Genomic DNA, 23,543 nt, shown 5'->3' with positions numbered 1-23,543 from the left:
TTTAGCGTACTTGTGCAAAAATCGCTTCAACCTCAGCTAGAGTCTCAGCGCGTGAAACAGCACCACGAACCTTGGCAGCACCAGCTGTTCCACGAAGATAGTGTGGCGCTAAGCCACGGAATTCCCGAACAGCAATGGTTTCACCTTTGAGGTTAATCAAGCGTTTGAGGTGATCTTCGGCGATGTCTAGTTTTTTGGCAAAGGGAAGATCAGGCAATTCTTGCCCAGTCTCAAAGAAATGATTGATCTGAGTGAAAAGGTAAGGATTGTTCATGGCTGCGCGGCCAATCATCACGGCATCCACACCGATTTCTTCAATCATAAATTTGGCGTCTTGAACGGAACGCACGTCCCCATTTCCAATAAAAGGAATCTTGGTAATAGCTTTAGAAACTCGAGCCAGTGTGTCATGGTCGCAGGTTCCTGTATACATTTGTTCACGGGTGCGGCCGTGCATGGCAAGAGCAGAGACACCGGCTGCTTCAGCCGCAAGGGCATTTTCAACAGCAAGCGAACTATCCGCCCAGCCTGTACGCATTTTGACAGTCAGTGGAATGTCTAAAACAGAAGTGACTTCCTTGACAATGTGGTAAATCTTATCCGGGTCACGCAGCCATTTCGCACCAGCCTCGTTTTTGACAACCTTATTAACAGGGCAGCCCATATTAATATCAACAATATCGGCCTTAGTGTTGGTTTGAATGAAATCAGCGGCACGTTTCAATCCTTCCGCATCACCACCAAATAATTGAATGGACATAGGGTGCTCATTCTCGTCAATGTGGAGCATGTGGAGGGTCTTTTCGTTATTGTAGAGAAGCCCTTTTTCGGAAATCATTTCCATAACCACTAAACCAGCACCAAATTCTTTGGCGATGGTACGAAAGGCAGAATTGGTCACTCCCGCCATGGGAGCAAGTACGGTGCGGTGAGGGATTTCCACATCACCAATCATAAAGGAAGAATTAAGCTTTGTCATTGATGAGGACCTCCAAATCATTTTCGTTAAATTGGTACTTGGTGCCGCAGAATTGGCAAACAATCTCAGCACCTTTATCTTCATCAATCATGGCCTGCAAATCTGCTTTAGGCAAGGTCATTAAGGCTGTCTCAAAGCGCTCTCTAGAACAGTCACACTGAAAACTCAGAGGTTCTTCGGAGAGACGTTTGTAAGGCTCGTCTCCATAGATGGCCTCCAAAAGAGCATCCACATGATTTTCGGAAGTTAGCAGTTGAGAAATAGCAGGCATTTCTTGTAGACGTTTTTCATAGCGAGCAATCTCTTCCTCAGAAGCGCCTGGTAGCACCTGCACCATAAAACCGCCAGCAACTTTGACCTTATCATTCTCATCGAGCAGCACATTAAGCCCAACAGCAGATGGTATTTGCTCTGATTCGGTCAAATAATAGGCAAAGTCCTCACCAATTTCCCCAGTAATAAGAGGAGTTGTTGAGGTGTAAGGGTTACCTGTGCCATAGTCGATGATGGTCACAAAATGACCATTTCCCATAAAAGGTCCAACAAGGACTTCACCTGTTGCTGTTTTTTTGATGTCGACACCAGTATTTTGAATGTAACCTTTCACATGCCCTTTGGTATCTGCCACAGAAATAATGTGTCCAAAGGAAGAATCACCAATCACTTTGACGGTGATTTTGCTGTCGCCTTTTTGGTTGGCCGCTAATAGTTGATTAGCAATCAAGGTACGACCAAGGGCCACTGTTGATGATGACAGGGTATTGTGTTTTTCCTGAGCCGCTTTAACTGTTTCAGTGCTATCAAGAACATAAGCCCTAAAAGCACCTGATTGAGAAATTGATTTAATAATGTTATCCATAACTCATATTATAGCATAAAGGCCTCACTTCGAGAGGGGGAATGACCTGAAAATTTTGCTTTGACGCCTTAGCAGCGCCAGCGATTCTAACAGGGAATTGAACCCCTTCCCGCCTGAGCGAGAAGGGGCATTGAAAGGTTTGTGAGGTTAGCTGTCTAACTCAGATGATTGGCCTGAACAATTGCACAAGGAAATCATTTTGGAGCAGTGTCACGGTATTTGGCGAGATACTCGTTGGATGACATGCCTGTGTATTTTTTAAATGTCTTGAGGAAATGCGTGGTGTCGTAGAAATGCAAAACTTTAGCCACCTCTCCGACAGGCATCCCTCTTTGCAAGAGCAGCTGTGCTTCTTGAATCTTAGCCTTGAGAATATGGCTTTGCAAGGAAATATCAGAGTATTTTTTGAAAACAGAACGTAAATGAGACTCTGATACATATAAGTGACTAGCAATATCAGAGACCTTGAGCTTGGAATAAAGGTGACTATCTACATAATGGAGGACACTGTTATACATTTGACGCTTATCAGAAATGCTTTTATTGACTATAGATTCGGAAAAACTGATAATAGCAGCGCAACGAATCCTTAAAACGTCGATTAAATCTCGAGCTTCTTCATTCAAGGCCATATAATGTTTCACAAGAGTGTAATTCTTGGCGACATCAGTGTTTTCCTCAAAGCTTAACTCTAATAATCTGGTGAAATAAATAACAGACAGATTTTTTTCAGCCCTCAGTGCTGGAATCGAAGAGGACGTCACAGTGGATAGGGGAATACGATTGATTTCTTGCTGGAGCAATTGTGGATTGCCTAACCTGACGAGACTGATAATATGATTAAGATGTTCTAACATAGTAGGCAACTGAAAAGTAGGTTTGTTTTCATGTTTGAGCTGATGAATAAGCTTAGAATCTGCCACAATCTGTTTCGAATGCTCCGACAATTGATTAATAACTTGCTGGCAAGTAATCTCAAACTGAGTATTAAAAAAGGCATCAATAGTTATCAAAAGGCTGCGCATATTGTTAATTGGAAAAAATGGCACAAGCCCCATATAAGTTATAAGCTCTTCTTTAGTGCGTTCAGAAAAGAGCTCTAAAAACTGATCTGCCAATTTTTCATGGTAGGCCTTATCAAGGGAATAAGGGTAAAAAGGTCCAATAACGACAATCTGTTGTCGAATCGGAAAAATCAAAAAGGACTCTTCAAAAAGTCCCTCATAAAAACTGATGTCTTCGGCATCATGAGGGATAACCAGACGCTTCAATATTTGATGGTAAGGCAATAAATAGTCTTCATTACCATAGACCTGAATCAGTTCCTTATCCAGCGACATGACTGAAATAGGCAGTTGAGATAAGTTATGCAATGTTTGAACATATTTAAAATCGAATGTAACCATTTTGATAAACCTGCTTTCATCATTAAATGTACAACTCTTTTAGGACTATAAAAGTTATAAGTAATATCAATGATGAAAACAACTGATTTTTAGGCACACTAAAAAACGTAGCAATAGCGCAACTCTCTCCATCATCTCTCTCTTACTAATTATACTATTAGTCATTTAGTAAATAAAGTTAAGTGATTTTTTTAACAATGGCAATTTACCTATGCATTTAAACTTAATAATAAACAGACTAAATGATAAATACAAAAATATATGTACAAACCGATTTGTATTAGAGGGGTAATGAAAATTAAACGAACAAGAGGGTATAATGAATGATTGTATAGATAACAGATAATCTGTTACTGATTTTATTAAGGATAGAGAGAGCATGATACCCCCAAATAGATTATATAGAGTTGTTAGGCTAATAGTTGTTATAAGCCTAATTTTTTCGCAGTTAGTTTTACCTATAGGGCAACTAGGCTTGCAGATGGTTTTTACACATACCAAAGAACCTCAAGAGACTGTTATTCAAGAAGACAAGGGAGCTCAGGTAGTCGCAACGAAACAAGAATTAGAGTCAGAAAATAGTAGCTTAAAAGTAGCCCTTAAAAGAGAATCGGGTTTTGAACAAGATGCTACGCTTGATGCTTCTTTGGATACAGAATCCAAAGAAGATAATAATCAACGTAGCGTAATTCAAGCTATCGCTACTATGGCATTAGAATTGAGAAAGCAAGAGCTATCAATCATCGATGCCAAAATAATTAGAATCCAGTCTTCTACCAACCAAAGAAACGATGTCACAACAACCTTAACTTTTAAGAATGGCTTATCTTTAGAAGGTGTTTCAACCGAAATAAATAACCCGAATGTAAGAGTAGGTATCGTAAATCCCAATGATACCGTTCAAATAATAAGACCTACTGTCAAACAAGAAGCAGATGGTAAAGTTAAGAGTCTTGTTTTTACAGGCCAGCTTGGGGATCAGCTCCTAATCGCTAGTACAGCTCATCTAAAAGAAGAACAATCAATTGCGTTAGATTCTTATGGAGAATTAGTCATTGATGGAGCTGTTGAACTCAACCAGAAAGATAGGCCCCCTTACAGCAAGCCAATCACAGTAAATATCTTAAAGCCAAAGTTATCCTCAATGGAAAGTTCGCTTGATTCTAAAGATTTTGAAATCGTTAAAACGATTGACAATCTCTACACTTGGGACGATCAGTTTTATCTCTTGGATTTTATTTCCAAACAATACGAAGTTTTAAAAACTGACTACCAATCGACTAAAGACAGCGTTCCACAAATACGAGACATTTTGTTTGGAGAATACGCTGTCGAGCCTCTAGTCACGGCTAAAGACCATAGCAACACGATTAACATTTATATCCGCTCAATAAAACCGCTTGGTTTAAAACCAATGGGAGCAACACCGGTAGCAAACCAGCCACGTCCTTTTCGCTCCTTGACCCCCAGATCAGCTAGAATGAGGAGGTCTGCCCCAATCGAAGAACCCAAGAGTGAATTGGAGCACCATAAGCGGATTGACTATTTAGGAGATAATCAAAGCACTCAGCAGGATAACCCTGATACTACAGTTGATAATGCGGATAGCCAGCACGACACTTCGGACCTTTATCGTCTTTATTTGGATATGACAGGTAAAAAGCAACCATTGGATATTCTTCTTATTGTTGATAAGTCTGGCAGTATGCGAGAAGGAATTGGGTCAATAGAGAAATATAAATATTGGGAATCTCGATATGATCAGTATTATCAGACTTGGATAAGTGTTGGTGCAGTGTATTTTGATGAATATTTTGGTCCTACCTACCAACCTGACAGATTCACTTCTTACACTTATCGTTCGAAAGAATCCGTATCCTCTGGTACGAGGAGAGATCAGGCTGTTAAAGATGCTTTACTTGGCTCAACAGGACTTCTGCAGAAATTTTTAGATATTAATCCTCAAAATCAACTTGCTGTTGTTGGATTTCAAGGAAGTGTGGCTCATAGATATTATGACGAAAAGCTTGAGCGAACTCCTTGGAATACAATTATGTATCAACCAAGTATTGAAACCAGTAAAGATGCTGATATACTAAAAAATTGGGAAAATTCAGCCACCTTAGATTCGGAGAGTCTTTCCTATCTTTCAAATAATGGTACTAATTATCATGCGGGATTATTAAAAGCTGATGAAATGTTACAAAAAGTAGCTAATAATGGGCATCGAAAGATTATGCTTTTTATTAGTGATGGTGTACCGACATTTTATTTTGGAACAGATAAATATCGTTCAGGGAATGGTACAACGAGTGATGAGAATAATATTATTAATTCTCAAGTAGGTAGTAAGCTTGCGATAGATGAATTTAAACGAAAATATCCGAACCTTTCCCTCTATTCTCTAGGTGTTTCAAAAGATATTAATAGCGATACAGCTAGTTCTAGTCCTGTTGTTTTGAACTATTTATCTGGTAAAGACCATTACTATGGTATTTCAGATACTCAGCAATTAGAAGATACCTTAAATAAAATTGTTGAAGACAGTAAGATATCACAGCTAGAGATTTCCGATAGCTTAAGCCGGTATGTGGACTACTATGAGCAACAACCTGACTTACTTGTTACTAGAACTTCAAAGTCTACAAAAGAAGTTCAAACGCTATTTAAAGATAAGCAGATAACTAATGAGGGGAAAGACATTGTTGATAAAGTCTTGTTCACTCCAAAAGCTGATATGCAACCAAAAGGTAAAGTTACTTTAACTTTTAAACCTGATTATAAGGTTGATGATGAATATACCTATACGCTTTCTTTCAATGTCAAAGCATCTGATAAAGCTTATGAAGCATATAAGGATATGCAAGGAACGTATTCAGTGAATGGTGATAATGATACGGACTATTCAGGTAATCAAACCAGTTCTGGAAAAGGTGGATTGCCTTCTAATTCAGATGCTTCGGTTAATTATATGGCAGATGGCCGTGAACAGAAGTTACCTTATAAGCACCCAGTGATTCAGGTCAAAACAGTACCAATCACGTTTACTAAAGTAGATGCTGACAACAGCCAGAAAAAACTTGCAGGTGTTGAATTTGAACTTCGTAAAGAGGACAAGAAAACAGTTTGGGAAACGGGGACAACAGATTCAAACGGTAGACTAGAGTTTAAATACCTTCAAAAAGGCAAAACCTATTATCTTTACGAGATTAAGGCCAGAATAGGGTATACACTTCCAGAAAACCCATGGGAAGTTGCCATTGCTAACAATGGTGATATAAAAGTAAAACACCCGATTGAAGGTGAATTGAAGTCAAAAGATGGCTCTTACATGATTAAAAATCATAAGATTTATCAGTTGCCATCGTCTGGGGGAAGAGGAAGTCAAATTTTCATTATAGTTGGTAGCCTGACAGCAACCATAGCATTATTATTTTATAGACACCAACATAGGAAAAAGCAATATTAAATTAATGGTCATATTTATTGACAAATAGGAGAGAAACAGTGAGAGAGAAAATATTAATAACAGCAAAAAAATTAATGCTAGCTTGTTTAGCTATCTTAGCAGTAGTAGGGTTTGGAATGACACGAGTATCAGCTTTGTCAAAAGATGATAAGGCGGAGTTGAAGATAACAAATATTCAAGGTGGGCCAACAGTCACACTTTATAAAATAGGAGAAGGAAAGTATAGCGAGCGAGGAGATTCCTTTATTGGGTTTGAGTTAAAGCAAGGTGTGGAGCTAAATAAGGCAAAACCTACATCTCAAGAAATAAATAAAATCGCTAATGGTATTAATAAAGGTAGTGTTAAGGCTGAAGTAGTTAATACAAAAGAACATGCTAGTACAACTTATAGTTATACAACAACTGGTGCAGGTATTTACTTGGCTATATTGACTGGAGCTACCGATGGACGTGCTTATAACCCTATCTTACTGACAGCTTCTTACGATGAGGAAAATCCACTTAAGGGAGGGCAGATTGACGCAACTAGTCATTATCTTTTTGGAGAAGAAGCAGTTGCTAAATCTAGCCAACCAACAATTAGCAAGTCAATTACAAAATCCACAAAAGATGGTGATAAAGATACAGCATCTGTAGGTGAAAAAGTTGATTACAAGTTAACTGTTCAGTTACCAAGTTATTCGAAAGATGCTATCAATAAAACGGTGTTTATCACTGACAAATTGTCTCAGGGACTTACTTTCCTTCCAAAAAGTTTGAAGATTATCTGGAATGGTCAAACGTTAACAAAGGTGAATGAAGAATTAAAAGCTGGAGATAAGGTAATTGCTCAACTTAAGGTTGAAAATAATGGATTTAATCTGAACTTTAATTATGATAACCTTGAGAACCATGCTCCAGAAGTTAGTTATAGTGCTCTTTTGAATGAAAAGGCAATTGTTGGTAAAGATGGTAACTCCAACAACGTAGATTATTACTATTCAAATAATCCCAATAAAGGGGAGACACATAAAACAACTGAGAAACCTCAAGAAGGTGGTAGTATTTCTAAAAAAACAGATAAAAAGGTTGTCTATACTTATCGCGTAGCTTTTAAGAAGACAGGCAAAGATAATGCCCCGCTAGCTGGTGCTGTTTTTGGAATCTATTCAGATGAAACAGCTACAAAATTAGTTGATATTGTTGTAACAAACGAAAAAGGTTATGCAGCGTCAAACCAAGTAGGCAAAGGCACTTACTACATTAAAGAAATCAAAGCCCCTAAAGGTTATTCTTTAAATACAAAAGTGTATTCAGTGGAAACTTCATGGGACAAAGCTACGATGACTTCTATCACTAATCGCACAGAGACAATTTATACAACAGATGAAAGTCAAAAATCTCCAGGGACTAATTCAGTAGGCTGGTTGGTAGACAATGCCTTCTATAAAGAAAAGCCTGAAGGGAAAGATGCTAAACCTGCCTATATCAAAAAATCTACAGAAGAGGCGTCTACAACAACCGAAGTTAAAGAAAATCAAAACGAAGGAGCAGGAACTGTTTTGTTAAATCAAGACATTCCTAACACAAAACTTGGCGAACTTCCTTCTACAGGTAGCATTGGAACTTACCTCTTCACAGCAATTGGTTCGGCTGCAATGATTAGTGCTATTGGTATTTATCTTGTGAAGCGTCGTAAAGCATAAAGCCATCTCAGTAGTAGTAAAATACAACGAGACTGTCTAACTACAGTCTCGTTTTTTAATGATAAGGAGGCACTGTGATAGAAAAACTAAAAAATTTAGGGATACTCTTATTATTTTTATTGGGGACAGTCATTTTTCTTTACCCTACGATAAGTAGTCAGTGGAATGCCTATCGTGATCGTCAATTGTTATCAACTTATCACAGGCAAGTGACTAAAAAGAGGCCGTCAGAAACGGAAGAGATGTGGCAAAAGGCTAAGGCCTATAATGCTAGACTTGGGATTCAGCCAGTACCAGATGCCTTTTCTTTTAGAGATGGGATTCATGACAAAACTTACGAAAGTTTACTGAATGTTGATGAAGTTGATATTATGGGATATGTTGAGATTCCCTCCATAAAAGTTACTTTACCAATCTACCATTATACAACGGATAAGGTCTTGTCCAAAGGGGCTGGGCATTTATTTGGGAGTGCTTTGCCTATTGGTGGAGATGGAACTCACGCAGTCATTTCAGCTCACAGGGGGCTTCCATCGGCAGAAATGTTCACTAATTTGAATTTAGTGAAAAAGGGAGATACTTTTTACTTTCGTGTGTTAAATAAAGTGTTGGCTTATGAAGTTGATCAGATACTCACTGTTGAACCAGATCAAGTCACATCACTTTCTGGGGTAGTGGGAAAAGATTATGCCACCCTAGTTACTTGCACACCATATGGTGTTAATACCAAGCGTCTATTGGTAAGAGGTCATAGAATTGCATATCATTACAAAAAGTATCAAAAAGCTCAAAAAGCCATAAAACTAGTGGATAAATCAAGAATGTGGGTAGAATTATTGTGTGCTGTTTTCGGGGTGGTTATAGCTATTGTTTTAGTATTTCTGTATTCGCGAGTAAGTGCTAAGAAAAACAAGTAATAGTTAATTAAGAGATTGTAACAAAAACTGCTGGACCTTGCCCACCAGTTTTTTGGGGTACGATGGGTACGTCGTACAGAGGTCCTCCTTCGGTCACTTCAAGTATAATAAAAGAAATAAAAAGAGTCTGAGCAATCATGCTGTCTCAGACTCTAACAATATTAATTAAAAGGTAATCAAACTAGCAGTTTCATTTACTCACCGAACTCTCTCCTTTGTAGCTTGGGAATGAGACTGCTAATGAATGATTCTGCTTAATATCTGCTAAAAATAGCAATTTATTCTATTTATCTTGATAGCTATCTTCTAATTCTGTGGTAAATCGCCCTACAAGTTTATGAGAAAAATAAGTATGTGATTGACGACCCTAGGTGTCTACTAAAACGTGAGAGAATTTTCCTTCGTCTTTTAGTTTGTAAAATTTATCTAGAGATGAACTCCAATCAGTATAACCAGGGAATTTATCAAATTATTGTTTAAAATTAGTTTTTTGGCTTTCCAAATTATCATGTCATTGTGCATTTGGTGCTGTTCTTGAATCAATTTTTCTGTTTTGCCAATGCTCTTGAATTGTTATTTGCGCAGGAGCTTTCATGCCCTTGGGTAGAAATACTGAAAAAATAGGATAAGTCTATTTTTCTAATGCGTTATTAAAAACTACTACCCATTCACACTCTTTCTATCTGCAGTTAATGTGTTTGTATAATCGACATAGTTATCAACATAGTAATTTCCCTGCTAGTAAAGGTGTACTTTCCCTATCTCATCAATGTTATCATGGACATGTACTGGCTTATGAGAACTAAATAGCATCAAGACTGCTAGCAGTGAAGTGAAGAGAATTTGTCACATTATTTCATATCATGAAAAACTTTTCTTTTAATACTAATATATAAATTAAAAAGTAAATTATTTTTTAGTTGTTTATCATTAACTAATAAACATTAAAATAACATTGAGCCAGGACAGAGAGACAGTTGCTTAATGGGAGACTTGCTTTCTTTCTATAAATAATGTTTATGGGAATGATAAAAAAGAGGTAGTTGTTTATTTTTGGAAGCGCTGTCATAATAAAAGGGTAACAAAAGAGATTTCCTTTTGGTAATTCTTACTTTACCTGTTGATAATCACACAGATTTTGATGAGACGCTTACAGCTTTATCAGAGGTTTAGCAGGAGGCAAGAGGAAAAGGCTCTTTTGGACAATGTGAAAGGAAATGACAACATGAATGACACCAAAACGAAAAAAAGTTTTATGGATCGCTATATTGATGGCTTTATGAAATGGATGCCAGAATCTCTATTTATCTGTTTTATTTTAACCTTTTTAGTTGTTGCTATGTCTCTTTGGATGACAGATAGCCCCTTTATTGGTACAGAAAAGACCGGCGGTATTATCTATGGCTGGGTAAATGGTTTTTGGGGACTCTTATCGTTTGCCATGCAAATGACGGTTCTATTAGCAACAGGAAATGCCGTGGCAAGTTCGCCACCTGCTCATAAAATGTTTAAGTCCCTTGCAAAATTACCTCGTACGAGAACACAAATTTTTATTTTTTCTATCATTGTAGGCTCCACGTTTGGTTTTTTGCACTGGGGACTAGGTATGATGGTTGCTATCGTTTTTGGTAGAGAACTATTGGTACAGGCTAGGCAAAAAGGCATTAAAGTGCATACACCACTGTTTGTTGCAACCTTGTTTTTCACCTTTTTACCAGCTACATCAGGCTTATCAGGAGCAGCTGTGCTTTATTCGGCCACTCCTAATTATTTACGCAATAGCGTTGCGGAAGCTTATAAACAGGTCGTCCCTGAAAGTGTTCCCCTGACAGAATCAGTTTTAAATTTACCTTTTATTAGTCTTTTAGTCGTTTGTATGCTAGTACCGCTCTGCTTTGCATTATTGGCACACCCAAAAGATGATGCAAAAATCATGGAACTTGATGATGAGATTTATCACCATAGCATCAGTGACGCTTCTCGCATTGCGATTCCGAGAAACACACCTGCTGAAAAAATGAATGCATCACGTGTGGTGATGTACCTTGTGGGTGGCGTCATTGTTAGTTACAGCCTTTATCACTTTTCAGTCGTTGGCTTGTCTGGCTTGGATTTGAATAGCTTTAACTTTTTATTCCTTGGGCTTGGTTTATTGCTCTGTGGCCAGCAAGGACCAGAATACTATGGATCTTTGTTTAAAGACGGTGTGATGTCATCTTGGGGCTTAGTTCTTCAATTTCCTTTTTATGCTGGGATATTTGGAATTATCCAGAGTACAGGCCTAGGGCTAGAGATTTCACATTTCTTTGTAGCCATCTCAAACGGAACAACTTGGCCAGTCTTTGCTTACCTTTATTCAGCTTTGTTGAATATTGCGGTGCCGTCAGGAGGCTCAAAATTTGTGATTGAAGCTCCATATATTGTTCCGGCAACGATTGAAGTTGGGAATGACTTAGGTAAAATTTTACAGGCTTATCAGTTAGGAGATGCTACAACAAACTTGATTGTTCCTTTCTGGGCCTTGTCTTATCTCTCAAACTTTAAGTTAAAATTTAATCAAATTGTGGCTTACACGATTCCGTGTGTCTTGGTGGTTACAGGGATTGTCATTATTTACTTGCTTGTCTTTTAGGGAAGACAGATGGTTCTTGAGCAGAAATAAACGTCTGAATCTTTTGATTCAGGCGTTTTTAATTTGATGGGAATATGATTTAGAAGCGTTGATTGCTGAAATAATCTAAAATACTGTTTTTAATATAGGTTTTTAAGTGACTGGTTTTATCACTTTTGAGTGAGGCGAGAACAACTTCCCATTTGGGACGCTCGACTAGCTGTATTTCAACAAGGCCATTCATGTTGGCAAAGTGGGTGATGGGTCTTGGTAAAATCGTCAGGTAGGAGGAATACCGTGTACTATTCAGTAAAAAATCCCAAGAAGCTGAGTAATACTTGATTTTGGGGCTGATGCGTTCTTTTTTAAACAGGGTATCAAGCTGATGGTTAATCATAAAGGTTGAATCAAAAGTCACCAAGCTTTCTCGATGGAGATCTTTGATGCCAATATACCGGTTGCCATGAAATTTGTCTCGGAAGGTTTTTTCTCCCATATAAAGGCAAAGTTGATCTCTTAATAGTACTTCGATGTCAGCCATATTAGGGTCCAGTGTTGTTGGGGTCAGTAAGATGCCAAAGTCGACATCCTTTACAAATAGTTTTCGTTGCAATTCGTAGGCACCGGTCTCAATGATGTTAAACTTAACATCTGGATTTTCTTCAATGAGTTTTGGGATAAGCTCAGAAAAGACAATGCCAGAAATTAATTGGGGAATCCCAATCGTAACCTCTCCTTTGTATTTTTTTGATTCATTGCGCAAATCAGCCATTAATTGTTCATGTGAAGAGATGACAACTTTAGCATTTTCAAAAAAACGTTCACCAACCGAGGTAAGTCCCACCAGTCGCCCCTTTTGACGATGGAACAGAACAACACCTTCATCTTTTTCGATGGTTTTAATATAACTACTGAGAGCAGGCTGGGAAATATGGCTCTTTTGAGCCGCTTTCGTCAGGTTAAAGTCACAATTAACAATCTCAACAAAATAAACCAAGCTTGAAATATTCATAACGCCCTCTTTTCGATAACTTTTAGTTATAGTATATATAATAAAACGATATTTGTTTATTATAGTTTCCATTATATAATAAAAATGTAAGCGTTTCAATAATGAAAAAGGAGACTCATATGAGTAGAGAAGTTGTTATCACATCAGCCTATCGTACCCCAATTGGAAATTTTGGAGGTGCTTTTAAATCAGTGTCAGCGGTTGACTTGGGCGTAACAGTTGTTAAAAAAATTCTAGCAGAAACAAAGCTTCCTAGTAATGCTATTGATGAGGTTATTTTTGGAAATGTTTTGCATGCAGGACTTGGGCAAAATGTCGCTAGGCAAGTCGCCCTTCACTCAGGACTTCCTTATGAAACTCCAGCCTTTACCATTGATATGGTTTGTGGGTCAGGTTTAAAAACGGTGGAGTTAGGTGCCCAAAAAATTCAAGCAGGAAATGCTGATATTGTTTTGGTTGGTGGCACGGAAAACATGAGCCAAGCTCCTTATATTTTACAAAATCAACGTTGGGGCTCTCGTATGGGAGATGCTAAAGTAGTGGATACCATGCTTAGAGATGGTCTAAGTGATGCCTTTGAAGGGTATCATATGGGAATAACCGCAGAAAATATCGTTCAAAAATATGGTTTCACCAGAGAAGAACAGGATCAATTTGCAGCTAACAGCCAACAAAAAGCACAGAAAGCTATTGAGCAAGGTCGCTTTAAAGATGAAATTGCTCCTGTAACGGTTCCTCAGCGTAAAGGTGATCCGCTTGTCGTTGATCAAGATGAGTACCCTAAATTTGGAACAACGGTTGAACAGTTGGCCAAACTAAGACCAGCTTTTATCAAGGACAAGGGGACAGTAACAGCTGGTAACGCTTCAGGAATTAATGATGGTGCAGCAGCCATTTTACTGATGAGTAAAGAGAAAGCTGAAGAACTAGGGCTTCCTATTTTGGCGAGAATTGTTAGTTATGCAAGTGCAGGTGTAGATCCAAGTGTTATGGGATGTGGTCCTATTCCTGCTACGCAAAAAGCTCTTGCAAAGGCACAGCTTACGATTGATGATATTGACTTGATTGAAGCTAATGAAGCATTTGCTGCTCAGGCTTTGGCAGTCTCTAAAGACCTTGGTTTTGATGATGCTAAGGTCAATGTCAATGGTGGAGCAATTGCTCTAGGACACCCAATTGGAGCTTCTGGTGCTCGTATTTTAGTAACTCTATTAGCAGAAATGTCTAAGCGTGAGGTGCAGTATGGTCTAGCGACACTCTGTATCGGTGGTGGACAAGGACAAAGCTTGATTATAACAAGATAGAAGGTGACCCTATGGAAAATAGTAAAACAATTTCAATGGCAGAAGCTATTAGTCATATTAAAGACGGCGATACGATTATGGTAGGTGGTTTTATGGCTAATGGAACACCAGAAGCCTTAATTGATGCACTGGTTGAAAAAGGTACAAAAGATTTAACCTTGATTTGTAATGATGCTGGGTTCATTGATCGAGGAGTCGGCAAAATGGTTGCTGGTCATCAATTCAAAAAGATTTATGCGACCCATATCGGTTTGAATAAAGAAGCTGGTCGTCAGATGACAGCTGGAGAAACCATTATAGAGTTGATCCCCCAAGGAACATTTGCTGAGAAGATTCGTATTGGGGCTTATGGTATTGGAGGGTTTTACACACCAACTGGCGTAGGAACCTTGGTAGCCGAAGGAAAAGAAACAAAAGTTATTAATGGAAGAACTTATCTGCTAGAATACCCATTTGAAGCAGACGTTGCCTTGATTTTTGCCAATAAGGCTGATGAGCTTGGAAATCTACAATACAGTGGCTCAGAAAACAATTTCAACCAGTTGATGGCAGCCTGTGCCAAGACTACTATTGTGCAAGCTAGAGAAGTAGTAGCAGTCGGTGCTTTACAGCCCGAACATGTTCACACACCACATATTTTTGTGGACTACATTGTTGAAGAAGGAGCATAGTTATGGCCATTGAATTAAGTAAAGAAGAGATTCAAAATCGTATTGCAAAACGCGTCGCACAAGAATTGACAGATGGTTCTTTGGTAAATCTAGGAATTGGGTTACCAACCAAGGTAGCTAATTTTGTTCCTGATGATATGACCGTTTATTTCCAATCCGAAAATGGCTTTATTGGTTTAGGTCCTAAATCAGATGATCCCAACTCAACGATTGTTAATGCAGGTGGACAGCCTGTTACCGTTTACCCAGGTGCTGCTTTCTTTAACAGTGCAGATTCCTTTGGGATTATTCGTGGTGGACACGTTGACCTAACAGTATTGGGTGCCTTAGAGATTGCAGAAAATGGGGATATTGCTAACTACCTCATTCCAGGGAAAATGGTTCCTGGTATGGGGGGTGCGATGGATTTGTTAGTTGGTGCTAAAAAAGTTATCGTAGCTATGGAACATACCAATAAAGGTAGACATAAGCTTTTAAAAGAATGCACACTGCCTTTAACCGCAAGGGGAGTTGTCGATATGATCATTACAGAAATGGGTGTGTTTAAAGTAACTCCTGATGGAATCAAAGTCATTGAAATCAGTGAAGGCTTTACCTTTGATGAGGTTCAAGCAGCAAGTGGTGTTCGTTTGAGCATGTTTGAAGCTTAATCCCTAAGCACAGTGACTCATTTCTTAATAAACTAAAGCGTCTCTTTCGTATTAATGTTAGGAAAGGTGGCTCTAAGAATCTGGGAAAGAACAGGTCAGTTACTGGAAGCGGTCAAAAACAGGGAACAAGATAGGCTAAAATTTACGGTTCTCATTGGTCCTTTCTCATAATAAAGTTTGATAAAAAAAGTTCAGCCAGAGGAATTCCAGAGATTGTGATGCTAATCTGGAATACTTCTGGCTGATGTTTGATAAGGTATTTTAGTACTATCAATCAGACTCGATTTTTTTGAGGTAGCGATAAACACTGGGTTCAGAGATGCAAAGAATGTCAGCAACCTTTGAGACCGCTCCTTTGAGTTGAAAGACCCCTTTTTCAGAGAGTTTGGCCACAATGTCGATTTTGACATCTTGGCTAAGGTGAACATTGTGTCTTAACAATGAAGGGTCTATGATTTCGCTGATAATGTCTTGAATGTTAGAGGTTAAAATTTCAACTGCTTCTTCTTGTGGGGCTGTTGGTGGTTTGGCTTCTGTGGCATTAGGAATGAGATTTCCCAAATTGAGGTTGGCCAGTTTTAACACTTCGCTAGCCACCCCTTGATAGGCAGAAATATCTAAATTAATACACAACATGCCTTCAAGGTTACCGTCTTTGTCTTTAATAAAAAAGGTGGAGCCGCGGACTTCCTTGTGTTGTGGGCTAACAATGGCCTTATAATTGGTCACGAAATCTTTTTCTTGATAAACCTTTTGGGTAATCAAGTCAAGGGCAAACTTCGTTAGAGGGGAATTTTTAGAGCGCCCACTGATGTGACTATTAACAAGTTCTCCAATATAAATATCATTTTTATCAATGACATGTAAAATAATCTCGTAGTTATCACCTAAGACATCATGAAGAAATGTGATAACGGTTTTCCAGTAGTTTAACGTTTCTTTATCCATGTCGCACTTCCTATATCTTCTTATTTATCAATATAGTAATATATTTTAGACTAAAAGACAATGAGCAATTATACCAATAATAATTTTTTATCAAAACAATAATTTATTATTGACTGTGAATGCGGTTTCCTGTAAAATTTAACTATATTATCAATGAGGAGGTTCGTATATGAACAGTTACCCAGAACCAATGGGACCCTATTCACCTTATACGATTGAAGGAAATCTTCTATATACTGCAGGGCAATTACCTCTTAATCCAGTGACAGGTCAGTTGCCAGATGGTTTTGAAGCGCAGTGTCGACAGGTTTTTACCAATCTAGAATCCGTTTTAGCGCAGCAGCAGGTGGCTATGAGCCATATCTGTAAACTAAACGTGTATTTATCAGATGTGAGTCATGTTGACACCTTAAATCACGTGATGAGTGATTTGTTTGAGGAACCCTACCCCATTCGGACGGCGGTTCAAGTGTCAGCTCTTCCTCTGCAAGCTTTGGTTGAAATCGAAGCTGTGGCAAGAGTGAAACAGTAGTAGTTTTGTAATGACATAGATTGGTGGAAAAGAATATGGATATTATTATTGGAACAGGTCTTTTGATTCTTGTTTTAGCTATTTTTAGTTTATTTAACTATAAGGCTCCTCATGGTGCCAAGGCCATGGGAGCTTTGGCATCGGCAGCTTGTGCATCCTTTTTAGTAGAGGCCTTTCAGGATTCCTTTTTTGGGAAGGTTTTGGGCTTCCAATTCTTAAGTGAAGTTGGTGGCGCTAACGGTTCCTTGTCAGGTGTTGCCGCAGCTATTTTAGTTGCCATAGCCATTGGGGTGTCACCAGGTTATGCTGTTTTGATTGGCTTGTCCGTTTCAGGAACAGGGATTATCCCAGGTTTTATCGCAGGGTATTTGGTATCTTTTTTAATCAAATGGATGGAAAAAAATATTCCTGGTGGGCTTGATTTGATTGCGATTATTATTGTCGGAGCACCTTTGACTCGTTTCTTGGCTCAGTTGATTACTCCTGTGATCAATAGCACCCTGTTAACCATTGGTGATATTTTAACGTCAAGTGCTAATAGTAACCCGATTATTATGGGAATGATTTTAGGTGGAACCATTGTGGTGGTTGCAACAGCACCTCTCTCATCAATGGCCTTGACCGCTATGCTTGGTTTAACAGGTATTCCAATGGCCATTGGCGCCCTATCTGTTTTTGGATCTTCCTTTATGAATGGGGTTCTTTTCCACCGACTAAAACTTGGAGAAAGAAAAGACAATATTGCCTTTGCCATTGAACCGCTGACTCAAGCCGATGTTACTTCAGCCAATCCAATTCCAATTTATGTGACGAATTTCTTTGGTGGTGCGGCTTGTGGTGTCTTGATTGCTTTGATGAAATTGGTCAACGATACCCCAGGAACCGCTACTCCAATTGCTGGTTTTGCGGTGATGTTTGCCTACAATCCGATGATGAAAGTGTTGATTACAGCCTTTGGTTGTATTATTTTGAGTTTGATTGCTGGTTATATTGGAGGCTCAGTTTTCAAAAACTACCGTTTGGTAACAAAACAAGAATTGCAAGCAAGAAATTAGCAAGTCGATTTTCTGGCAGATTTTTAAGGATAGCCTGATAGTGCTTGAGTCTTATTTTGACTCGGCAGGCGCCAGGCAATCTGCTAGAAATCCTAGGGTCTTGCTTTTGAAGAAGATGATAAATGGCTGGGAGATTCTTATCTTTTAGCCAATGTGAGTTGATGACATGCCTGGAAAAATAGGATAGCATGATTATAGCTGGGAGAAAGTACTCGTAGCTTTGCAGCCACCTCATGTTTGACAGGCTTTTAGATAATCTCTATTTGAATACAAGGACACGTTTTTTAGCCAAAAAATGTAAGCGCTTAATGAACTTAAGGGTATTATCAGGTAGAGAGAGGTCTTTTGTAACCTAAAGATAATATTGAAGGATAACACTGGTACACGCTTCCTAGCCTTTTACTTTTATAGGAATCTTAAAAGGGCACAGATGACAGCTGATAACCTACGAAAAAGCTCTCCTTTCGGGATATGGTTTGTCCCTAAAATGAGAACTAATAGAATTAAGGAGTTGATGTGTGATGAATACGATGTTGTCACTAATGAGTAGCATCGAACAAGAAGCAAAAGACATTTATGATAGTTACGATGCTAAGAAAAAAGCTCTGGCAGATCAAAAGGAGACAACCCTTAATGAGTTGTTCTCGGTATATGAGCAAGAAACTCAGGCTCTCTTACAAGAGGAGCGTGACAAGTTTCTGGCAACTCATCATCAAGAAAAAGAAGTCTCTCAAGAAAGCATAAGCAAGCAAAGAGTGGCTCTTCACACCATGATGACAGAAAAAAAGCCAGCGCTTGTCACTGAGATTGTGGATAAGGTGGTGGAGATATATGGCCATTAGTCAAATGAAAAAGCTGTCTTTGGTTTTTGGAACAGACCATCTTGATCTGGTGCTAAAGACGCTTCAACAATCTCAGCTAGTTGAGGTCCGTGACATGGCACGGCTAGACCATTGGCAGGATGCCTTTGAAGAAGGAAACGTGAGACTACCACAAATTATCCAATATGATGCAAGTGGTCAACGATCCTTGGTGGATGATGAGGCCTTGCAGTATCTTTTGCAAAGGCAGCAAGACCTAGAGGCCGCTCTAGCCAACCTATCCCCCTTTTTACCGCCAGTAGGAAAACTAGCTGCTTTGAGACAGGGGTCACCATCTCTTTCGTTTGGTCAATTTGAGGAAAATCAGCGCCAGCAAACAGCCCAGAAGGCTTTGAAGGCTCTTGATCAAAAAGTTTATCGACTAGAGCAACTGCAAAGAGACATCGATCAGATGGCTGAGACTTGTCGTGACTTAGAAAAGTGGCAAAACTTGTCCGTTTTGCCCCAAGACTTAACAGGTTTTCACTTTTTAACGGCGAGGGTTGGAACCATTCCAAGCACGGCAGATGATCGCTTTTACCATCAGCTTAAAGCCAATAAGGACATCTTTGTTGAAGAGATTTACCATACGGAGTTAGAATATGGGCTTTACTTATTTTGGCAGTCCAGTAATGCTGTTTCGTTGGAAGACTACCACTTTAAACCGTTGGTCTATAAAAATCAAAAGCTCCCCTTAAAGCAACTTCAGATTAACCAAACATTAATGGCGGATTGGCTGGCGGAAAAAGAAGCCTTGCTGGAAGAGTTGGGACAATCTCAAGAAGTATTGGTACAGTTACAGGTTGAGACGGATTATGTGCTTAGCCAGTATCGACGTCAAGAAGTCAAAAAGCAGTTGGTCAGCACAGGCCATTTAATTGCCTTAGAAGGTTGGGTGGAAGCTGCTTGCCTAGACAAATTACAGGAACTTTTGACGGAACAATTGGGACAGCTTATTTATATAGAAAGCCACGACGTCACCCCAGCTGACTGGGAAGAGGTACCTATCAAGTTACACAATCATCCTTACCTTGCTCCCTTTGAATTGGTCACCGAAATGTATGCTTTGCCAAAGTATCAAGAAAAAGACCCCACTCCCTTTTTAGCACCTCTATACATCACCTTTTTTGGGATGATGGTGGCTGATTTGGGTTATGGCTTACTCTTATATGTTGTCACGCTGCTTGCTTTGATTTGTTTTAATCTCCGTAAATCAGGCAGGCGGTTGATGACCTTCTTTAACCGTTTAGCCATTTCAGTAGCTATTTGGGGACTTATTTATGGGTCATGTTTTGGTTTTGACTTGCCTGTGGCGCTCTTATCAACCAAAACAGATGTGATTACGATTTTAGTTCTCTCCTTACTTTTTGGCTTTGTTACCCTTATCTTTGGTTTATTATTGGGAACTTGGCAGCAGGTGAGAATGAAGGATTATGCTACAGCCTACACGGCAGGAGCTGCTTGGGCACTTATTTTACTGGGTCTCTTATTATTTGTAGTGGGTAAGAATTTGTCTGGTTTAGCCTACCTTTTGATTTTGGGGAAATGGCTGGCGCTTAGTAATGCTCTGGGGATTTTGTTGGTCTCTGTGCTTAAAAACAAGAGTTTGTTAGGCCTTGGCAGCGGGCTTTATAATCTTTATGGTATTAGTTCTTATCTCAGTGACCTGGTTAGCTTTACAAGATTAATGGCTTTAGGTCTTTCTGGAGCCAGTATTGGATCAGCCTTTAACATGATTGTTGGGATTTTCCCACCAGTCACGCGCTTTACAGTTGGTGTCTTTATTTTTATTCTGTTGCATGCAATCAATATTTTCTTGTCTATGCTGTCGGGCTATGTGCACGGTGCTCGTCTCATTTTTGTGGAATTTTTTGGTAAATTCTATGAAGGTGGAGGTAGGGCCTTTAGCCCTCTAACCTTAGCTGATAAATATGTCAATGTCAATGGAGAAACGGATTTGGAGGAAAATTAATATGGAACATTTAGCAAACTACTTTACAGCACATGGCGGTCTCTTTTTCGCTGCTTTAGGAATTGTTCTAGCAGTCGCTCTTAGTGGCATGGGATCGGCCTATGGTGTTGGTAAAGGTGGTCAAGCAGCGGCAGCCCTCTTGAAAGAAGAGCCTGAAAAATTCACATCTGCCCTTATCTTACAATTATTACCGGGTAGTCAGGGGATTTATGGCTTTGCCATTGGCATTTTGATTTGGATGAAATTGGCTCCTGAACTTCCTTTAGATCAGGGGGTCGCTTACTTTTTAGTTTCGCTTCCTGTTGCGATTGTGGGTTATTTTTCTGCCAAGCATCAAGGGAATGTCTCAGTGGCAGGCATGCAGATTTTGGCCAAACGTCCTAAGGACTTCATGAAAGGGGTTATCTTAGCAGCCATGGTTGAAACTTATGCCATTCTTGCCTTTGTGGTCTCTTTTATCCTGCTTAATAAAATTGGATAAGTTTTACCGTGATGATTTTAGCTAAAGGAAACAGGGCTATTCATGGCGATATTAGAAGGGGGAATTTAGGTGAGTGATGTAACACAGTTAAAAGAGGCTGTCCTTGAAAAAGCCCACCAGGAAGGGGAAAGACTCCTAGAGGCAGCGACGGTCTCCCTCGAAGCTGATTTTGAGGTACGAAGACAGGAAGGGTTAAAGCGACTAGCAGCTAAGCGTCAAGGGGAACTACATGCCCTTTACCAGCAATTTCAAGTAGAGCAACAAGAACTGAAGAACCAAGAGCGACAGGCCTTGTTGGCATTAAAACACGATAGCATTCAAGAATTGTTTGATGCTTCCTTAGAACGATTAGAGGCCTTCTCTAAAGAAGAAGAATTAGCCTTTCTCAAACAAGTTTTATCTAAGTATCCTGATCAGCCTCTCCTTGTAACTTTTGGGGAGAAGACTGGTCAGAAGCTCAGTTCCTACGATTGCGCTGAACTGAGACTTTCCTTTCCCCAAATCAGTTATAATCAGGAATTGATTCCTCAGGAGGCTGGATTTTTAGTCAGTTTGGAACAGGTCGATGATAATTATTTGTACCGTCATCTTTTAGAGGCAATCTTTAAAAAGGAAAGCTCTCACATGATTAGGACGATTTTTTCGGAGATATAGGAGGGGTGACCAAGGATGACGACATGTTCAGAGCTCAACACAACCATTAGTGTCAAAGAAAAAGACTTATTGACCAAGGACCAATTTGACAAGCTCTTGCAGGCGCCTGACACAGAGACCTTGGCTCGACTGTTACAGCCGTCGGTCTATCGTTTAGATGCTCAAACCTTGACTGATTTAGATCAGGTAGAGACGGTTTTAATGGCAGAGCTAATCAAAACTTATCGGTGGGCCTTTGCAGAATCTCCTCAGCCAGAAATCGTGCAGTTGTTTACACTGCGTTACACTTATCATAATGTGAAAGTCCTGTTAAAAGCTAAGGCGAGCCAAACGGATTTGAGTCACCTATTGATTCCGATCGGTGTCAAACCTTTAGCGGCTTTGGAACATTTGGTGACGACCCTGACTTCTGATGAATTTCCAGAAGAAGTGGTCTCAGAAATCCAATCCATTTGGTCAGAATATGAAGATTATCAAGACGTGCGTGTCTTGGAAATTGGAGCAGATTTAGCTTATTTCAAGGCTTTAAAATGGATAGCAAAACCCTTAGGTGATGCTGTTTTTCAACAGGCCATTCTTGTGATGATTGACTTGTATAACCTGATTACAGTGAGACGGGCTAAGGCGCAAAATAAACCGATTGGTTTTATGAAACAACTGCTCTCTGATGAGGCTAGCCGTCCAAGTGGGGAATTTATTACCTTGGAAGAAGATCAGGATGTGATGGCTTGGTTTCAAACCCTCAATCCTGACCTCTATGCAGTTGACCTAAGATCTTATGAAGAAAAACTGCGGCAAGGAAAACTAAGAACTATTGATTTAGAGTACCTTGTTGATGATTTTCTTTACCATTTGTTTGCCCAGGCCAAATATCAGGTGGACGGGCCTTATGTTCTGGCTCGTTTCTTGTTAGCCAAGACATTTGAAGTGAAGAATCTCCGCCTCTTAGCGTCAGCACTTGCCAATGACTTGCCTAAAGAGCGCGTGATAGAAAGAATGAGACCAATAGGATGACGAAAAAGATGTATAAGGTTGGAGTAATTGGGAATCGTGATGCGATTCTTCCTTTTCGGATGATTGGGTTTCAAACCTTTCCTGTGACAGAGGCACACGAAGCCGTTAATCAGCTCCGCCAATTGGCTATGGAAGACTTTGGCATTATTTATGTGACAGAAGACATTGCGGCAGCTATTCCAGAGACCCTTGCCCACTATGATAATCAGGTTCTACCGGCAGTCATTTTATTGCCAACTCATCGTGGTACACAAGGACTAGGGCTTCAGAGAGTGCAAGATATGGTGGAAAAGGCTGTAGGGCGAAATATTTTATAAGGCTAAGCCTATTAATCAAGAGCAAAAGAGTTTTCAAGAGGAAGTAAGGAAGGAAAACTGGTTTGCCGCCCCTTAGCTGTTGCCTTAGTAGTTAATACTATTTGGCCTATGTCTTTGGAGGTGTCTTAAAAAAAGTGGTTAAGGAAA

Annotated in this window: 20 protein-coding genes; 15 read left to right on the top strand and 5 right to left on the bottom strand. The window is 39.4% G+C overall.

Annotated features, from left to right (window positions below; genetic code table 11):
* Position 1: 1 nt before the first annotated feature.
* The 3 genes from dusB to EL097_RS02010 all read right to left on the bottom strand — a co-directional run bounded on the left by dusB (position 2) and on the right by EL097_RS02010 (position 3,244).
* Positions 2-979, bottom strand: coding sequence for a tRNA dihydrouridine synthase DusB (gene dusB, locus EL097_RS02020; protein WP_003046221.1), 978 nt, complete (start codon positions 977-979; stop codon positions 2-4).
* Positions 966-1,838: an Hsp33 family molecular chaperone HslO gene (hslO, locus tag EL097_RS02015; RefSeq protein WP_003046222.1), complete on the bottom strand. Its 873-nt coding sequence runs from the start codon at positions 1,836-1,838 to the stop codon at positions 966-968. Before hslO ends, dusB begins: the two co-directional genes overlap by 14 nt.
* 194 nt (positions 1,839-2,032) lie before the next feature.
* Positions 2,033-3,244 carry a YSIRK-targeted surface antigen transcriptional regulator gene (locus tag EL097_RS02010; RefSeq protein ID WP_003046224.1) on the bottom strand — a complete coding sequence of 404 codons (1,212 nt, stop codon included), beginning with the start codon at positions 3,242-3,244 and terminating at the stop codon, positions 2,033-2,035.
* A gap of 379 nt (positions 3,245-3,623) precedes the next feature.
* On the opposite strand from EL097_RS02010, the gene EL097_RS02005 reads away from it, so the two are divergent.
* The 4 genes from EL097_RS02005 (at position 3,624) to EL097_RS01985 (ending at position 11,947) form a co-directional block, all read left to right on the top strand.
* Positions 3,624-6,713, top strand: coding sequence for a DUF7604 domain-containing protein (locus EL097_RS02005; protein WP_039994752.1), 3,090 nt, complete (start codon positions 3,624-3,626; stop codon positions 6,711-6,713).
* A 38-nt stretch (positions 6,714-6,751) separates the two neighbouring features.
* Complete coding sequence (locus tag EL097_RS02000; RefSeq protein ID WP_003046228.1) at positions 6,752-8,398, top strand: SpaA isopeptide-forming pilin-related protein; 1,647 nt, start codon at positions 6,752-6,754, stop codon at positions 8,396-8,398.
* A gap of 74 nt (positions 8,399-8,472) precedes the next feature.
* Positions 8,473-9,315 carry a class C sortase gene (locus EL097_RS01995; protein ID WP_164993785.1) on the top strand — a complete coding sequence of 281 codons (843 nt, stop codon included), beginning with the start codon at positions 8,473-8,475 and terminating at the stop codon, positions 9,313-9,315.
* A 1,225-nt stretch (positions 9,316-10,540) separates the two neighbouring features.
* The gene (locus EL097_RS01985) at positions 10,541-11,947 is read left to right on the top strand and encodes a short-chain fatty acid transporter (protein ID WP_039994753.1); all 1,407 of its coding nucleotides are present in this window, start codon (positions 10,541-10,543) and stop codon (positions 11,945-11,947) included.
* A 79-nt stretch (positions 11,948-12,026) separates the two neighbouring features.
* Here EL097_RS01985 and EL097_RS01980 read toward each other — a convergent pair whose 3' ends face one another.
* Positions 12,027-12,938: a LysR family transcriptional regulator gene (locus EL097_RS01980; protein WP_003046236.1), complete on the bottom strand. Its 912-nt coding sequence runs from the start codon at positions 12,936-12,938 to the stop codon at positions 12,027-12,029.
* Positions 12,939-13,057: 119 nt separating this feature from the next.
* Here EL097_RS01980 and EL097_RS01975 point away from each other — a divergent pair, with 119 nt between their 5' ends.
* The 3 genes from EL097_RS01975 to EL097_RS01965 are packed head-to-tail and all read left to right on the top strand — an operon-like array spanning position 13,058 to position 15,563.
* Complete coding sequence (locus tag EL097_RS01975) at positions 13,058-14,242, top strand: acetyl-CoA C-acetyltransferase (protein ID WP_003046237.1); 1,185 nt, start codon at positions 13,058-13,060, stop codon at positions 14,240-14,242.
* 11 nt (positions 14,243-14,253) lie between these two features.
* Complete coding sequence (locus EL097_RS01970) at positions 14,254-14,913, top strand: CoA transferase subunit A (protein WP_003046238.1); 660 nt, start codon at positions 14,254-14,256, stop codon at positions 14,911-14,913.
* A gap of 2 nt (positions 14,914-14,915) precedes the next feature.
* Complete coding sequence (locus EL097_RS01965) at positions 14,916-15,563, top strand: 3-oxoacid CoA-transferase subunit B (RefSeq protein ID WP_003046239.1); 648 nt, start codon at positions 14,916-14,918, stop codon at positions 15,561-15,563.
* A 270-nt stretch (positions 15,564-15,833) separates the two neighbouring features.
* Here EL097_RS01965 and EL097_RS01960 read toward each other — a convergent pair whose 3' ends face one another.
* Positions 15,834-16,511: a helix-turn-helix transcriptional regulator gene (locus EL097_RS01960; RefSeq protein WP_003046240.1), complete on the bottom strand. Its 678-nt coding sequence runs from the start codon at positions 16,509-16,511 to the stop codon at positions 15,834-15,836.
* Positions 16,512-16,680: 169 nt separating this feature from the next.
* Here EL097_RS01960 and EL097_RS01955 point away from each other — a divergent pair, with 169 nt between their 5' ends.
* From EL097_RS01955 to EL097_RS01920, 8 genes are all read left to right on the top strand, one after another.
* Positions 16,681-17,043 carry a RidA family protein gene (locus EL097_RS01955; protein ID WP_003046241.1) on the top strand — a complete coding sequence of 121 codons (363 nt, stop codon included), beginning with the start codon at positions 16,681-16,683 and terminating at the stop codon, positions 17,041-17,043.
* Between the two features lie 35 nt (positions 17,044-17,078).
* On the top strand, positions 17,079-18,098 hold the full coding sequence (locus EL097_RS01950) for a PTS fructose transporter subunit IIC (RefSeq protein ID WP_003046242.1): 1,020 nt from the start codon (positions 17,079-17,081) through the stop codon (positions 18,096-18,098).
* 521 nt (positions 18,099-18,619) lie between these two features.
* On the top strand, positions 18,620-18,940 hold the full coding sequence (locus tag EL097_RS01945; RefSeq protein WP_003046243.1) for a hypothetical protein: 321 nt from the start codon (positions 18,620-18,622) through the stop codon (positions 18,938-18,940).
* The gene (locus EL097_RS01940) at positions 18,930-20,930 is read left to right on the top strand and encodes a V-type ATP synthase subunit I (protein WP_003046244.1); all 2,001 of its coding nucleotides are present in this window, start codon (positions 18,930-18,932) and stop codon (positions 20,928-20,930) included. The genes EL097_RS01945 and EL097_RS01940 overlap by 11 nt, the downstream gene beginning before the upstream one ends.
* 1 nt (position 20,931) lies before the next feature.
* On the top strand, positions 20,932-21,411 hold the full coding sequence (locus tag EL097_RS01935; RefSeq protein WP_003046245.1) for a V-type ATP synthase subunit K: 480 nt from the start codon (positions 20,932-20,934) through the stop codon (positions 21,409-21,411).
* Between the two features lie 69 nt (positions 21,412-21,480).
* The gene (locus EL097_RS01930) at positions 21,481-22,065 is read left to right on the top strand and encodes a hypothetical protein (RefSeq protein WP_003046246.1); all 585 of its coding nucleotides are present in this window, start codon (positions 21,481-21,483) and stop codon (positions 22,063-22,065) included.
* 15 nt (positions 22,066-22,080) lie between these two features.
* The gene (locus EL097_RS01925; protein ID WP_003046247.1) at positions 22,081-23,079 is read left to right on the top strand and encodes a V-type ATPase subunit; all 999 of its coding nucleotides are present in this window, start codon (positions 22,081-22,083) and stop codon (positions 23,077-23,079) included.
* Positions 23,076-23,396 (top strand): V-type ATP synthase subunit F, encoded by a 321-nt coding sequence (locus tag EL097_RS01920; protein WP_003046248.1) that lies wholly within the window; start codon positions 23,076-23,078, stop codon positions 23,394-23,396. The genes EL097_RS01925 and EL097_RS01920 overlap by 4 nt, the downstream gene beginning before the upstream one ends.
* The last annotated feature ends 147 nt before the right edge of the window (positions 23,397-23,543 follow it).

The organism is Streptococcus canis, assembly GCF_900636575.1.
Lineage (GTDB): Bacteria > Bacillota > Bacilli > Lactobacillales > Streptococcaceae > Streptococcus > Streptococcus canis.
The sequence above is the reverse complement of the archived record's forward strand: the minus strand, read 5'-3'. Positions and strand labels throughout refer to the sequence as shown.

Coding starts and splice junctions, on each gene's coding strand:
- dusB (WP_003046221.1), bottom strand. CDS start 979: ATGACAAAGCTTAATTCTTCCTTTATGATTGGTGATGTGGAAATCCCT.
- hslO (WP_003046222.1), bottom strand. CDS start 1,838: ATGGATAACATTATTAAATCAATTTCTCAATCAGGTGCTTTTAGGGCT.
- EL097_RS02010 (WP_003046224.1), bottom strand. CDS start 3,244: ATGGTTACATTCGATTTTAAATATGTTCAAACATTGCATAACTTATCT.
- EL097_RS02005 (WP_039994752.1), top strand. CDS start 3,624: ATGATACCCCCAAATAGATTATATAGAGTTGTTAGGCTAATAGTTGTT.
- EL097_RS01985 (WP_039994753.1), top strand. CDS start 10,541: ATGAATGACACCAAAACGAAAAAAAGTTTTATGGATCGCTATATTGAT.
- EL097_RS01980 (WP_003046236.1), bottom strand. CDS start 12,938: ATGAATATTTCAAGCTTGGTTTATTTTGTTGAGATTGTTAATTGTGAC.
- EL097_RS01975 (WP_003046237.1), top strand. CDS start 13,058: ATGAGTAGAGAAGTTGTTATCACATCAGCCTATCGTACCCCAATTGGA.
- EL097_RS01970 (WP_003046238.1), top strand. CDS start 14,254: ATGGAAAATAGTAAAACAATTTCAATGGCAGAAGCTATTAGTCATATT.
- EL097_RS01965 (WP_003046239.1), top strand. CDS start 14,916: ATGGCCATTGAATTAAGTAAAGAAGAGATTCAAAATCGTATTGCAAAA.
- EL097_RS01960 (WP_003046240.1), bottom strand. CDS start 16,511: ATGGATAAAGAAACGTTAAACTACTGGAAAACCGTTATCACATTTCTT.
- EL097_RS01955 (WP_003046241.1), top strand. CDS start 16,681: ATGAACAGTTACCCAGAACCAATGGGACCCTATTCACCTTATACGATT.
- EL097_RS01950 (WP_003046242.1), top strand. CDS start 17,079: ATGGATATTATTATTGGAACAGGTCTTTTGATTCTTGTTTTAGCTATT.
- EL097_RS01945 (WP_003046243.1), top strand. CDS start 18,620: ATGAATACGATGTTGTCACTAATGAGTAGCATCGAACAAGAAGCAAAA.
- EL097_RS01940 (WP_003046244.1), top strand. CDS start 18,930: ATGGCCATTAGTCAAATGAAAAAGCTGTCTTTGGTTTTTGGAACAGAC.
- EL097_RS01935 (WP_003046245.1), top strand. CDS start 20,932: ATGGAACATTTAGCAAACTACTTTACAGCACATGGCGGTCTCTTTTTC.
- EL097_RS01925 (WP_003046247.1), top strand. CDS start 22,081: ATGACGACATGTTCAGAGCTCAACACAACCATTAGTGTCAAAGAAAAA.
- EL097_RS01920 (WP_003046248.1), top strand. CDS start 23,076: ATGACGAAAAAGATGTATAAGGTTGGAGTAATTGGGAATCGTGATGCG.